The organism is Tenacibaculum halocynthiae (assembly GCF_964512825.1).
GTDB classification, from domain to species: domain Bacteria; phylum Bacteroidota; class Bacteroidia; order Flavobacteriales; family Flavobacteriaceae; genus Polaribacter; species Polaribacter halocynthiae.
In genome coordinates this window covers 121033-135102 of record NZ_CAZELG010000031.1, presented here as the reverse complement: position 1 = coordinate 135102, position 14070 = coordinate 121033, and the positions used below count along the sequence as shown (strand labels likewise).

Genomic DNA, 14070 nt, shown 5'->3' with positions numbered 1-14070 from the left:
GATGATTCAATTATAGCTAATGAACTACCAAGAAACTTTAAGTTGGATGTTTGCGCAGTTACCTATGTATCAAAAGGAAGGTAAAACAGCGTTTAAAAAAGATTTAACGAATATAAAAGCATTCTCAAATCATTTGAATTACCCTTATAGGGAGTTTAAAACGATACATGTAGGAGGTACGAATGGGAAAGGGTCAACAAGTCATATGTTGGCATCAATATTACAGGAAGCCGGATATAAGGTAGGATTATATACTTCTCCTCATTTAAAAAATTTCACAGAACGAATTAGAGTTAATGGTGAAGAAATTTCTAAAGATACAGTTGTAAATTTTATTTCAGAAAATAAAACATTTTTGGAAAGCCAAAGGTTATCGTTTTTTGAAATGACAGTTGGGTTGGCTTTTGATATTTTTAAAAAAGAAAAAGTTGATGTTGCAGTAATAGAAGTAGGTTTAGGAGGAAGATTAGATTCAACAAATGTAATAACCCCTGAAGTGTCAGTGATTACCAATATAGGTTTGGATCATACGCAGTTTTTGGGAGAAACTATGTCAGAAATAGCTTTTGAAAAAGCAGGGATAATAAAAAGAAATGTTCCAGTTGTAATTGGAGAACGTCAAAAAGAAACAACTACTACTTTTATTGACAAAGCTAAAGAATGTAACTCAGAAATAATATTTGCATCCGATATAAAAAGTAAGTATAAAACAGATCTATTAGGAGATTATCAAGCAAAGAATACAAAAACAGCTGTTGAGGTGATAAAACAGTTGAAGAATTTTTCTGTGACAGAAGAAAATATAATAAATGGTCTGTTGAGTGTAGTAAAAAACACAAATTTAAAAGGGAGATGGCAAATATTACAGGAGTCTCCTAGGGTAATTTGTGATACTGCTCATAATAAAGAAGGATTATTTTATGTATTAAATCAACTTAAAAAAGAAAAATTTGAAAAAATACATATTGTTTTAGGAGTTGTATCTGATAAAAATTTAGAAGAGATATTACCGATGTTTCCAAAAAACGCAAAATATTATTTTTGTAAACCAAATATTCCAAGAGGATTGTCGGAAATTGAATTAAAAGAGAAAGCTAAAGGTTTTAATTTGAAAGGTGATTCTTTTTTATCTGTAAAAGAGGCGGTTAAGGAGATGATGCTAAGGATGGGGAAAAGTGACGTAGGGTATATAGGAGGGAGTACATTTGTTGTTGCAGAAGTTTTATGAAAAAAAACTAAAAAAACTGTTGGTAGTTTTAAAAAACAGTTATATATTTGCACCCGCAATTAATAAGCAAGGGCGCGTAGCTCAGTTGGTTCAGAGCACTTGGTTTACACCCAAGGGGTCAGGGGTTCGAATCCCTTCGCGCCCACAACCTTGAATAGTTAATTGCAATAAGGGCGCGTAGCTCAGTTGGTTCAGAGCACTTGGTTTACACCCAAGGGGTCAGGGGTTCGAATCCCTTCGCGCCCACAATAAAATAATCCTCTTCATTTTTTTTTGAAGAGGATTTTATTTTTTTTAATAATATTTAGTTAATGTAGATTTTAGTATATTCGTTGGCTGAAAAAGAATTTAAATTTTTTATTTAAAAATTATGGATATAAACCTTTCTGGAAAGAAGATATTAGTTACAGGAGGAGCGGGATTTATTGGTTCTAATCTTTGTGAAGAATTGTTGAGGAAAAATAACCAAGTAGTTTGTTTGGATAATTTTGCAACAGGTAAATTAGAAAATGTAGAGCTTTTAAAAAAGGATTCTAATTTTAAGTTAATAAAAGGGGATATTCGTAATCTTGAAGATTGTGAAAAAGCAGTAGAGGGAGTCGATTATGTTTTACATCAAGCAGCATTAGGCTCGGTTCCTCGTTCTATAAAAGATCCAGTTACTTCGAATGATGTGAATATTGGAGGGTTTTTGAATATGTTGGTGGCGTCAAGAGATGCAGGTGTAAAGCGTTTTGTGTATGCAGCAAGTTCGTCTACATATGGAGATTCTGAGTCAATGCCAAAAGTAGAAGATGTTATTGGTAAACCTTTGTCACCTTACGCAATTACAAAATATGTAAATGAATTATATGCAGATATTTTTTCATCAACTTATGGGTTAGAAACAATAGGGTTGCGTTACTTTAATGTTTTTGGAAGAAAGCAAGATCCTAATGGAGCTTATGCTGCAGTAATACCTAAGTTTGTTAGTCAATTAATGGCTGGTGAATCTCCAGTGATAAATGGAGATGGAACATATTCTAGAGACTTTACATATATAGATAATGTAATTCAAGCAAATTTATTAAGTTTAGTAGCTAGCAAAAAGGAAGCTGTGAAGACAGTTTATAATGTTGCTTTTGGTGACCGTAATACATTAAATGATTTAGTTGGGTATTTAAAAGAGTATCTTTCTGAATTTAATGAATCAATAGCAAAAATAGAAATAAAACACGGTCCAAATAGGGCAGGAGATATACCTCATTCACATGCAAGCATAGAGAAAGCAAAAGATTTATTAAATTATAACCCTCAGTTCTCTTTACAAAAAGGGCTTAGAGAAGCTGTAAAGTGGTATTGGGAAAACTTATAAAAAGAAAAATGAAACAACCAAAAATAGCAATAATAGGATTAGGGTATGTAGGTCTACCATTAGCAAGGTTATTTGCAACAAAATATTCAGTAATAGGTTTTGATATAAACAAAGAAAGAGTATCTGAATTAATGTCAGGAACTGATTCTACTCTAGAAGTCTCAGATGAAGTGTTGCAATCTGTATTAGTGAATAAATCGTCTAATAGGAATGGGTTGTTTTGCTCAACATTGTTAGAGGATATAAAGGATTGCAATTATTATATAATTACAGTGCCAACACCAGTAGATAAAAACAATAGGCCTGTTTTAATCCCTTTAATAAAAGCAAGTGAAACTGTTGGGGAAGTATTGAAGAAAGGAGACGTTGTGGTTTATGAATCAACTGTGTATCCTGGAGCTACAGAGGAAGAATGTATTCCTGTATTAGAAAGGGTTTCTGGATTAGTATTTAATAAAGATTTTTATGGAGGATATTCGCCCGAAAGAATTAATCCAGGAGATAAAGAACATACTGTTGAGAAGATATTAAAAGTTACTTCTGGATCAACTTCAGAAATAGGAAAAAAAGTAGATGAATTATATAAATCAGTTATAACAGCTGGAACTCATTTAGCTCCTACAATAAAAGTAGCAGAAGCAGCAAAGGTAATAGAGAATTCACAAAGAGATATTAATATTGCCTTTGTGAACGAACTAGCTAAGATTTTTGGTTTAATGGATATTAATACGCATGATGTTTTGGCAGCAGCAGGAACGAAATGGAATTTTTTACCATTTAAACCTGGTTTAGTAGGGGGGCATTGTATTGGTGTAGACCCTTATTATTTAGCTCAGAAAGCCCAAGAATATGGATATCACCCAGAAATAATTTTAGCAGGAAGACGCTTGAATGATAGCATGGGGGATTATGTGGCATCTGAGGTTGTTAAACTAATGATAAATAAAGATGTAAGAATAAAAGATGCTAAAGTATTAGTGTTAGGGATAACTTTTAAAGAGAATTGCCCTGATGTACGAAATACGAAAGTTGTAGATGTAGTGTCAGCTTTAAAATCATACGGTACTAATGTCATAATATATGATCCATGGGCAAATGAAGAAGAAGTAGCTCATGAATATGGATTGGTTTCTTTGAAAGAGTTACCATCAGATAGATTTGATACAATAGTATTAACGGTTGCTCATAATGAATTTAAAGAGCTAGATTTTTCGTTGATAAAGAAAGAAAAATCTGTTGTATACGATGTTAAGAATATACTTTCTGATACAATAAGAGACAAAAATTTATAGTGAAGAAGAATTTTGCACTTATAGGAGCAGCAGGTTATATAGCTCCACGTCATTTAAAAGCGATTAAAGATACGGACAATAATTTAATTGCTGCCTTAGACAAATTTGATAGTGTAGGTGTGATGGATAGTTATTTTCCTAATGCAGATTTTTTTGTGGAATTTGAACGATTTGATCGTCATATAGAAAAAATAAAACGTCAGCAAAATATTTCATTAGATTATGTAAGTATTTGTACACCAAATTATTTACATGATTCACACATACGAATGGCGTTACGAAGAGGAGCAGATGCTATTTGTGAAAAGCCTTTAGTATTAAACCCATGGAATGTAGACGCGCTTGAAGCGATTGAAAAAGAATCAGGGAATAAAATAAATACAATTCTTCAGTTACGTCTACATCCAAGTATTTTGGCTTTGAAAGACAAGGTAAAGAAGGAGGGCAAGGATAAAAAAGGGAAGTATGATGTAGATTTAACATATATAACTTCTCGAGGAAATTGGTATGATGTTTCTTGGAAAGGAGATAAAAGTAAGTCAGGTGGTGTTGCTACAAACATAGGAATTCATTTTTATGATATGTTATCTTGGGTTTTTGGTGATGTACAAGAAAGTATTGTGCACTTGAGAGAAAAAGATAAATCAGCTGGGTATTTAGAATTTAAAAAAGCTAGAGTACGATGGTTTTTATCAATTAATGAAGATTCATTGCCAAAAGAAATTAAAGAAAAAGGGCAGAGGGTTTATCGATCAATAACTATTGATGGAGATGAAGTTGAATTTAGTGGAGGTTTTACAGGTTTACATACAGAGAGTTATAGAGGTGTTTTGGAAGGAAATGGGTTTGGGTTACTGGATGCAAGACCATCAATTGAAATTGTATATGATATTAGAAATATTGATTTGAAAAGAGAGGGAGAGAAGCATCCTTTTATTAAATAGATGAAGTTAGTAGTTATAGGTACAGGTTATGTTGGATTAGTTGTAGGAACTTGTTTTTCAGAAATGGGAAACGAAGTTATATGTGTAGATAAAAATAAACAAAAAATAGAGAAGCTTAATAATGGGATAATACCTATTTACGAACCTGGTTTAAAGGAGTTAATTCAGAATAATATACATAAGACATTGTCTTTTTCTATTGATACTAAGAGAGCAATAGAAGAATCTGATATAGTTTTTGTGGCTGTAGGAACTCCTATGGATAAGAACGGAGAAGTGGATTTATCGGCTGTCTTTAATGTAGCAAATATTATTGGAGAAAGTATTAATGCTTATAAAATTATAGTGTCTAAATCTACAGTCCCGGTAGGTACAACTAATAAAATAGAAAAGATTATAAAAAAGGGTATTAAAGAAAGAAAAATAAGAGTTAGATTCGATATGGTTTCGAATCCAGAGTTTTTAAAAGAAGGAGCTGCAATTAATGATTTTATGAAACCAGATAGAGTTGTTATAGGGGCAGAAAAAGACAATGTTTTCAAAAAAATGAAGGAATTATATAGTCCTTTTTTTAGAACATATGATCGACTTATAACAATGGATATCGCTTCTGCTGAAATGACCAAATATGCAGCTAATGCAATGTTAGCGACAAAAATTTCATTTATGAATGAAATGGCTAATATATGTGAGAATACTGGAGCTGATATAAATAAAGTTAGAATAGGTATAGGTTCCGATTCTAGAATTGGTTATAATTTTATGTATCCTGGTGTAGGGTATGGAGGAACTTGTTTTCCAAAAGATATTTCGGCACTAATTCAACTAGGAAAAGAGACTGGTTATAATCCCCAGTTAATAGTTTCGGTTGATGAAGTAAACAAAAATCAAAAGAAGTTTTTTTTAGATAAAATAATAAAGAAATTTGGGGAAAATTTATTTGACTTGACTTTTGCTATTTGGGGCTTGTCTTTTAAGCCAGAAACTGATGATATGCGTGAAGCTCCATCAATTTTTATTATTAAGGAATTGTTGTTAAGAGGAGCTAAAATTAGGGTATATGATCCAAAAGCTATGAGTTATTCTAAAAAATATTATTTTGATGAGTCTTTGGTGTTTTATGCTAAGGATAAATATGAAGCGATAAAAGAGGTAGATGCCATGATTTTATTGACTGAATGGAAAGAATTTCGTTCTCCAGATTTCAATAGATTACAACTTTTAATGAAAAATACTATTATCTTTGATGGGCGAAATCAATATAATGGATTTAACCTTGACCAAATAGGTTTTGAGTATTTTCAGATAGGGAAGAAATAAAAAACTTATTAATTAAGGACTAAAAGAGTTTTAAATTAAAGTAATTTGAATAAAGTTATTATAGTGTTAAATGTATATTTAATGTAAAAGGATAACTTATAGAGTATTAAAAAAGTAAAATATGAAGAATATACTTATTACAGGTGGGGCAGGATTTATAGGGTCACATGTTATTAGAACATTTGTGAATAAATATCCAGATTATAATATTTATAATTTAGATAAATTAACTTATGCCGGTAATTTAGGGAATTTGAAAGATATAGAAGGAAGTTCTAATTATACTTTTTTGCATGGTGATATTACTGATGAAACATATATAAAAAATATTTTTAGTGAATATCAATTTAATAATGTAATACACTTGGCTGCTGAATCTCATGTAGATCGTTCAATAAAAGACCCTTTGGCTTTTGCGAAAACCAATATTCTAGGAACAATGATTTTATTAAACGAATTTAAAAATCTATGGGAAAAGAATTGGGAGAATAAACGATTTTATCATGTTAGTACAGATGAAGTTTATGGAGCTTTAGGGGAAACAGGCTTGTTTACAGAAGAAACTTCATATGATCCAAATTCACCTTATTCAGCTTCTAAAGCCAGTTCAGATCACTTTGTTAGAGCTTATGGAGAAACATATAATATGCCTTATGTTATTAGTAATTGTTCAAATAATTATGGACCTAATCATTTTCCTGAAAAATTAATCCCATTATTTATAAATAATGTCATAGAAGAAAAACCACTTCCAGTTTATGGAGATGGAAAATACACTAGAGATTGGTTATATGTAATAGATCATGCAAATGCTATTGATACAGTATTTCATAAAGGAATTAATAGAGAGACATATAATATTGGTGGTTTTAACGAATGGAAAAATATAGATTTAGTTCTTCTGTTATGTAAATTAATGGACACTAAATTAAATAGAGCCCAAGGAACTTCAGAGAAATTGATAACTTATGTAAAAGACAGGCCTGGTCATGATTTGAGATATGCAATTGACGCAACAAAAATTAATAAAGAATTAGGTTGGGCTCCTAGCCTTGTTTTTGAAGAAGGATTATCAAAAACGATAGACTGGTTTCTTAATAATAGAGAGTGGTTGGAAAATGTAACGTCTGGAGAGTATAAGAATTATTATAAAAAACAGTATTCTTAAGATTTTAATAAGTAATAAAATTCACAAAAAATATGAAAGGAATAATTTTAGCTGGAGGTTCGGGAACAAGGCTACACCCATTAACTATTAGTGTTAGTAAACAATTATTACCTATTTATGATAAACCAATGATATATTATCCTCTCTCTGTCTTAATGTTAGCAGAAATAAAAGAAATTTTAATTATATCCACACCTCAAGATTTACCACACTTCAAAAAATTACTAGGAGATGGAAGTCAATTAGGTATTAGTTTAGAATATGCAGAACAACCTTCACCTGATGGTTTGGCACAAGCTTTTATTATAGGAGAAAAATTTATAGGGAATGATGATGTCAGTTTAATATTAGGAGATAATATTTTTTATGGGTCTGGTTTTCAAAAATTGTTGAAGAGAGCAAAAGAAACTGTAATAAAAGAAAATAAAGCAGTAGTTTTTGGTAATTATGTTATAGATCCTGAAAGGTATGGTGTGGCAGATTTTGATAATGATAATAATGTAATTAGTATAGAAGAAAAACCAAAAGAACCAAAATCAAATTTTGCAGTGGTTGGGCTATATTTTTACCCTAATTCTGTAATTGAAATAGCAAAAAAAGTAAAACCTTCTGATAGAGGAGAATTAGAAATTACAACTGTAAATCAAGAATACTTAAGGCAAAAAAAAATAAAAATGAAAATCCTTAGTAGAGGATATGCTTGGTTGGATACAGGAACACATGAATCATTAACTGAAGCTACCGAATTTGTGAAAGCTGTAGAAAAAAGAACTGGATTAAAAATTGCTTGCCTGGAAGAAATATCACACACTTTAAATTGGATATCTTCAGGAGAAATAAAAAAGAATATTCTTGGCAAAAAAGGAGATTATTATGATTATTTAAGAAGGATAATTAAAGAATAAAAGTTTTAAGACATTGAATTTTTTTAAATCAGCTATTAAGGGAGTTTATTGGACTTTTTTAGACCTTTTAATAAATAAAGCTCTCTATTTTATAACAACAATTTTACTTGCAAGAGTTTTAGGTCCGACAGAGTTTGGATTAATAGGTATGATTACAGTTTTTATAGCTATTGGTAACTCACTTATTGAAGGAGGAATGTCGACCTCAATTCTTAAAATGAAATCTCCGTTAAGGGAAGATTTTTCTACTGTTTTTTGGGCTAACGTTTTCGTTAGTATTTTAGTTTATGTGATTGTTTTTATTTGCTCATCATATATAGCACAATTTTATAAAGAACCAATATTAGAAAACGTCATTAAAATTTATTCATTAGGTTTTATTATAATTTCTTTTAAATCGATTCATATTGTTAGATTAACAGTCAATATGAAGTTTAAAGAAATCACTTTGTTTAATATGCCAGGAAATATAATAAGTTCAGTTGTTGCAATTTATTTGGCATATAACGGTTGGGGAATATGGAGTTTGGTTGTTTTGTTTTTGTTAAACCAAATAATTTCGACTATTGTTTATTGGATTGGGGTTAAATGGAGCCCAGATTTATTATTTGATAAAAAACTCTTTTTAAGACATTTTAAATTTGGGTATAAGTTAATGTTATCGAGTCAATTAAATGTTATTTTTGATAATTTAAATAATATATTAATCGGTAAGTTTTTTAATGCTAAAATGCTTGGTTATTATGAAAGAGCGTTTACGCTTAATAGTTACCCAATTTCGATTTTCTCGAGTATTATATCTAAAGTTACTTTGCCTTTTTATGCTAAAATAAAAGATAAAAAGGAAGAAGTTTTAACGATTTTTAAAAAATCACTAGAGGTTATTTCGTTTTTTTCGTTCATAGTTTCAGGATTGTTATTTTTGATCTCTAATGATTTAATAAAGGGAGTCTTAGGAGATGAGTGGTTAACTTCTATACCTATATTTAACATACTCATTTTTTCATTTGCATTTTATCCCGTGCATACTTTAAATATTAATATGTTGAATTTATATGGTAGAAGTGACTTGTTTTTAAAAATAGAAATAATAAAGAAAATTTTTGCAATAATTATTGTGTTTTTTGCGATACAATATGGAATATTAGGTTTAGTATATGGAAATGTTATTATTAGCATTTTTTCTCTATATGTTAATATTTCAACGACTTCAAGAATTATAATGATAGGAAATAAAGAACAGTTTTTTTTAATAATGAAAAATTTTTTAATTATTCTAATATCTGCTATTCTTAAAGTTTTTTTTATGAATATTGAATTTGAGAGTAATATCTTACTTTCTATTTTATTTAAGTCTTTCGTGTATATAATTTCACTAGTTTTGTTTAGTGAGTTGATTAAGCTCCCCTCATACCTTCTTGTAAAAAAATATCTAATAAAAATTAATAGATGATACCTGTAGTTAAACCATTTTTGCCACCTAAAAAAGAGTATAATAAATATGTTTCTGATATATGGAAGCGTAATTGGTTAACAAATATGGGGCCTTTGTCCAATGAATTAGAGTTAAAATTGAAGAAGCATTTAAATGTAAGCCACTTATTATATGTTACAAATGGTACAATTGCTTTACAAATGGCAATTAAGTCTTTAAATCTAAAGGGTGAAATCATTACTACACCTTTTTCTTTTGTAGCAACAACTAGTTCAATAGTTTGGGAAGGTTGTTCACCTGTTTTTGTAGATATATGTAAAGAAACATTAAATATAGATACTTCTAAAATAGAAGAAGCTATAACTGATAAAACAACGGCTATATTAGCAACTCATGTTTATGGTAATCCATGTGATGTAGAAAAAATAAGTAAGTTAGCGTCAAAATATAAGCTAAAAGTTATTTATGATGGAGCTCATTCATTTGGTGTAAGAATAGGAGATAAGTCTATATTTGATTATGGAGATATCTCTATTTGTAGTTTACACGCTACAAAATTATACCATAGTATTGAAGGAGGGTTAATCTTTTCTAGAAATTCTGATTTGATAAAAAAAATTTCGTATATGCGAAATTTTGGATTTGAAACTTCTGAAAGTTTTAGTGAGTTAGGAATTAATGGTAAAAACTCTGAGTTTCATGCTGCAATGGGGTTAGTAAACCTTACTCATATAAATGAAATTCATCAAAAAAGAAAAGAGATTTTTGAAAGATACAGTAATAATTTAAGATCATTAAAAGCCGTTAAACCTAAGTGGCATAATGAAAGTAAAAATAATTATGCATATTATCCTCTTGTCTTTGAGTCTGAAATTCAAATGCTTAATACGATGAAGTACCTTGAGAAATATGATATATTTACTAGAAGATATTTTTTCCCTTCATTAGCTGATAGTTTACCATATGTTGAACGTAAAATATTACCAGTAACAGATGAGTTATCTAAAAAAATTTTATGCCTTCCTTTTTATAGTCAATTAGATATTGAAACGGTAGATATGATTAGTAGATTAATATTAAGAGTGCAAAATAATTAAGGATGTATTTTAAAGATATACTTATAATTTCAGATAATGCTTTTTTATGTAAAGAATTTGAAAGATTAGCTTTAGATTTATGTTTAAAAGAAGTTAGTTGGACCTTTTCAATAAGTCCATTTTCTGATATAGAAATGTTTAAGTCTAAATTGGACAGTAATGTCACAATCAAGAACCTAAAAGATACTAATGTTGTTGATCAGGTTTGTGAGAGATATGATTTAGTTTTTTCAATTCATTGTAAGCAAATATTCCCTCCGAAATTGGTAAATACAATAAAGTGCATTAATGTACATCCAGGATATAATCCAATTAATAGAGGATGGTATCCACAAGTCTTTGCTATAATAAATAATTTGCCCATTGGTGCTACTATTCATGAAATAGATGAAGAACTAGACCACGGAAATATTATAGATAGAAAATTTGTTGATAAAACTAATGCTGATACATCATTAACGTTATACAATAAAGTTATCACAGCTGAAATAGAATTGTTAAAAGAAAATTTAGTAAATATTCTTGAGAACAATTTTGAAACTGTAATTCCTGAGAATAATAATAATAATATATTTCTTAAAAAAGATTTCAATGAATTGTGTGAAATTGATTTAAATCGAAATTATAAGGCAGGGAATTTAATCAATTTATTACGAGCATTAACTCATGGAGAATATAGTAATGCTTTTTTTATTGACCCTAATACAAACAAAAAAATATTCTTAAAAATCCAATTAGAAGAAGAATGATGAAAAAAGTTTCTGTTTGTATTATTGCTTATAATCATGAAGGTTTTATAGCTGAGTGTATTGAAAGTATTGTTTCACAAAAAGCAGATTTTGATTTTGAAGTAATTATCGGTGAGGATAAATCTACTGATAATACACTTTTGATATGTAAGGAGTATCAAGAAAAATATCCTGAGATGATTAGAGTAATTGAAAGGGAAAGTAATGTAGGTATGCTAGCAAATTGGTTTGATACAATTAAAGAAGCCAAAACCGAGTATCTCGCTTTATGTGAAGGAGATGATTATTGGATAGATAAATATAAATTACAAAAAAGTTTTGAAATCTTAAAGAATAATCCAAAATATTCAATAGTAACATCAAATGTTGTAGAATTAAGTAATAATTCTGATTTTAAAAAATATGATTGGAGATGGGATAAAAAAAGAAATGTTTTTAAATTTGAAGACTACTTATATCAACTTTTTTTTCATACTTCAACAGTTATGTTTAAGAAAGTAAGTTTGCCAGATTTTCTATATAATAAAGAATTAATTCAGGCAGATATTCCATTATTTCTCCTTATTTTATTAAAGGGTGATTTGTATCATTTAAATGAGTTTACATCTGTTTATAGGAGGCATGAAGGCGGAATAACCAATTCAGTTCAAAATAAAAATGATTTAAAAAAAATAAAATCAATAAAAGTTATTTGTGAAAATATTAACAGATATTCTGACTATAAGTATTCAAAATATTTTTATCTAAAAAATAAAATAGAATTATACATATATAAGTATAATAAAACAAAACAAAACAGATTTAAAATAACTTACCGTTTCTTTAAATTACTTTTTTTAATAAACTTAATGTTTAAAAAAAATGTTTAAAAAATTAAATTTACTTGTAAATACAAGTCTCATATTTTTCTTAATATATGACATTAATTTTAAATTTATACCCAGTGTTACAACAGGAAGAATTGTAATATTATATTTAATTTTAACAAACTTAAAAGAGCTCCCGAGAATTTTTAAACAATTTGGTTTTTTATTTAAAGTATGTCTATTATTATTGTTTATAGCTTTTATAGAATCACTATTCTCTGAGGATTTCACTCAGTTTTCAAGGTTTCTTTTTTTTATATTATATAGCTTGTTAGGTTCAGGTCTTATTCTTCATAAAATTAAAGATAAACAAATGCTTTTAAAAAGTATATTATTAGCAACGAGTATTCAGTCATTGATTTTAATATATGGTTTTTTTAATCCTTCTCTTAAAATTTTTTTTGATAGTATAATTTTTTTTGGAGCAAATTTTTCTTCAGAAAATTTATATAGAGCCTTAGGGTTAAGCTCTTCATCTGGTGCGGCATTATCTTTAGTTCAGTCTTTAGGTGTAGGGGTGGGGCTTATTTATCTGGGTGATAAAAAAACAAAAAACAAATCAATAGTAGTGATTTTAATAATTATATGTATAATAAGTACTATATTTATTGGTAGAACAGGTTTGCTTTTATCATTATTGTTTTTAGGAACTTATATGTATTACACTGTAAGTTTAAAAAAAATAATGATATATTTACTCTTCACATTTTTGTTTGTTTTTTCTAGTTTAACATTGAGTAAAGTATTCACAAGCCAATTAAATTCTATAGAAGGCTTTTCATCAGAATATTTTGTTAATTGGTTGTCAGATGCATTTGTTGTTAAGGATAATAAGACAGTTAATGCTCTTTTATATAAACAAAATATCCCAGAATTGACTTTAAAATTATTTTTTTTAGGGACAGGAACTATTGCTATAAATGGAATTAATACATCAGGACATGATTCTGGTTTTATTCAAACATATTATTCTATAGGATTAATATTTACATTTATTTTTTATTTTTCCTTTATATATTATATTGTAAGAAAATTTAGTTATTCATTAGGTTTAATAAAAACGACCTTGTTATGTGTTATTATTTTAGGGCTTGAATTTAAAGAACCTCTACTTTTTAAATATGTAGAAGGTTTTTTCATAATGACAATTTTATTTTTATTCAAAAAAAACAAACGGAATGAGGTTATTTATTAAAGTAAAAGAATTGTTAATCCTTTTTTTAAAAGGTGGAGCAGCTTATGCAAATTATAAAGGAGTTAAAGTTGGAAGTAACTGTAGAATATATTCTCATAGATTTGGTTCAGAACCATGGCTTATTGAAATAGGAAACAATGTAACTGTTACGTCAAATGTAACCTTATTGACTCATGATGGAGGTAATTGGTTAATAAGAGATGAAAAAGGAAGAAGATATCTTTATAAAAAGGTTATAATTAAAGATAATGTTTTTATTGGGGTAAATTCAATTATTATGCCAGGAGTTATAATAGAATCAAATGTAATTGTTGCTGCAGGTAGTGTAGTCACAAAATCTATACCAAGTGGAGTTATTGTAGGAGGGAACCCAGCTAAAATAATAGGTTCTTATGAACAGTATAAAAATAGAGTTTTAAAGAATAATATAAGTGATTTAGATTTAGATTTATCCAAAAGTTACAGGGATAGAATTAATGAAGTTGTTAACAGTGAAATTAAAGATTATTTGAAATAA

The 14070-nt window shown here is 28.5% G+C and carries 13 protein-coding genes and 2 tRNA genes; all 15 read left to right on the top strand.

From position 1 onward, the window contains the following. Positions 1 to 19: 19 nt before the first annotated feature. The 15 genes from ACKTTQ_RS12395 (at position 20) to ACKTTQ_RS12325 (ending at position 14070) form a co-directional block, all read left to right on the top strand. Positions 20 to 1228 carry a bifunctional folylpolyglutamate synthase/dihydrofolate synthase gene (locus ACKTTQ_RS12395; RefSeq protein ID WP_408049374.1) on the top strand — a complete coding sequence of 403 codons (1209 nt, stop codon included), beginning with the start codon at positions 20 to 22 and terminating at the stop codon, positions 1226 to 1228. Between the two features lie 70 nt (positions 1229 to 1298). Beyond that, positions 1299 to 1373 (top strand) — tRNA-Val (locus ACKTTQ_RS12390). A 26-nt stretch (positions 1374 to 1399) separates the two neighbouring features. Continuing rightward, a tRNA-Val gene (locus ACKTTQ_RS12385) sits at positions 1400 to 1474 on the top strand. A gap of 124 nt (positions 1475 to 1598) precedes the next feature. Then, positions 1599 to 2582 (top strand): SDR family oxidoreductase, encoded by a 984-nt coding sequence (locus ACKTTQ_RS12380; RefSeq protein WP_408049373.1) that lies wholly within the window; start codon positions 1599 to 1601, stop codon positions 2580 to 2582. Between the two features lie 8 nt (positions 2583 to 2590). Beyond that, a complete protein-coding gene (locus ACKTTQ_RS12375; protein WP_408049372.1) occupies positions 2591 to 3874 on the top strand; it encodes a nucleotide sugar dehydrogenase in 1284 nt (427 codons plus the stop codon). Beyond that, on the top strand, positions 3874 to 4818 hold the full coding sequence (locus ACKTTQ_RS12370) for a Gfo/Idh/MocA family oxidoreductase (protein WP_408049371.1): 945 nt from the start codon (positions 3874 to 3876) through the stop codon (positions 4816 to 4818). The genes ACKTTQ_RS12375 and ACKTTQ_RS12370 overlap by 1 nt, the downstream gene beginning before the upstream one ends. Beyond that, a complete protein-coding gene (locus ACKTTQ_RS12365) occupies positions 4819 to 6138 on the top strand; it encodes a UDP-glucose dehydrogenase family protein (RefSeq protein ID WP_408049370.1) in 1320 nt (439 codons plus the stop codon). It begins immediately after the preceding gene. A 121-nt stretch (positions 6139 to 6259) separates the two neighbouring features. Next, the gene (rfbB, locus tag ACKTTQ_RS12360; protein WP_408049369.1) at positions 6260 to 7306 is read left to right on the top strand and encodes a dTDP-glucose 4,6-dehydratase; all 1047 of its coding nucleotides are present in this window, start codon (positions 6260 to 6262) and stop codon (positions 7304 to 7306) included. A 32-nt stretch (positions 7307 to 7338) separates the two neighbouring features. Beyond that, on the top strand, positions 7339 to 8211 hold the full coding sequence (rfbA, locus tag ACKTTQ_RS12355; protein WP_408049368.1) for a glucose-1-phosphate thymidylyltransferase RfbA: 873 nt from the start codon (positions 7339 to 7341) through the stop codon (positions 8209 to 8211). A gap of 13 nt (positions 8212 to 8224) precedes the next feature. Continuing rightward, positions 8225 to 9664, top strand: a complete 1440-nt coding sequence (locus tag ACKTTQ_RS12350; RefSeq protein WP_408049367.1) for a lipopolysaccharide biosynthesis protein — start codon at positions 8225 to 8227, stop codon at positions 9662 to 9664. Then, positions 9661 to 10743 (top strand): DegT/DnrJ/EryC1/StrS family aminotransferase, encoded by a 1083-nt coding sequence (locus tag ACKTTQ_RS12345; RefSeq protein ID WP_408049366.1) that lies wholly within the window; start codon positions 9661 to 9663, stop codon positions 10741 to 10743. The genes ACKTTQ_RS12350 and ACKTTQ_RS12345 overlap by 4 nt, the downstream gene beginning before the upstream one ends. A 2-nt stretch (positions 10744 to 10745) precedes the next feature. Beyond that, positions 10746 to 11492, top strand: coding sequence for a dTDP-4-amino-4,6-dideoxyglucose formyltransferase (locus ACKTTQ_RS12340; RefSeq protein WP_408049365.1), 747 nt, complete (start codon positions 10746 to 10748; stop codon positions 11490 to 11492). Then, positions 11489 to 12361, top strand: a complete 873-nt coding sequence (locus tag ACKTTQ_RS12335) for a glycosyltransferase family 2 protein (RefSeq protein WP_408049364.1) — start codon at positions 11489 to 11491, stop codon at positions 12359 to 12361. The genes ACKTTQ_RS12340 and ACKTTQ_RS12335 overlap by 4 nt, the downstream gene beginning before the upstream one ends. A 310-nt stretch (positions 12362 to 12671) precedes the next feature. After that, the gene (locus ACKTTQ_RS12330; protein WP_408049363.1) at positions 12672 to 13553 is read left to right on the top strand and encodes a hypothetical protein; all 882 of its coding nucleotides are present in this window, start codon (positions 12672 to 12674) and stop codon (positions 13551 to 13553) included. After that, positions 13537 to 14070: an acyltransferase gene (locus ACKTTQ_RS12325; RefSeq protein WP_408049362.1), complete on the top strand. Its 534-nt coding sequence runs from the start codon at positions 13537 to 13539 to the stop codon at positions 14068 to 14070. The genes ACKTTQ_RS12330 and ACKTTQ_RS12325 overlap by 17 nt, the downstream gene beginning before the upstream one ends.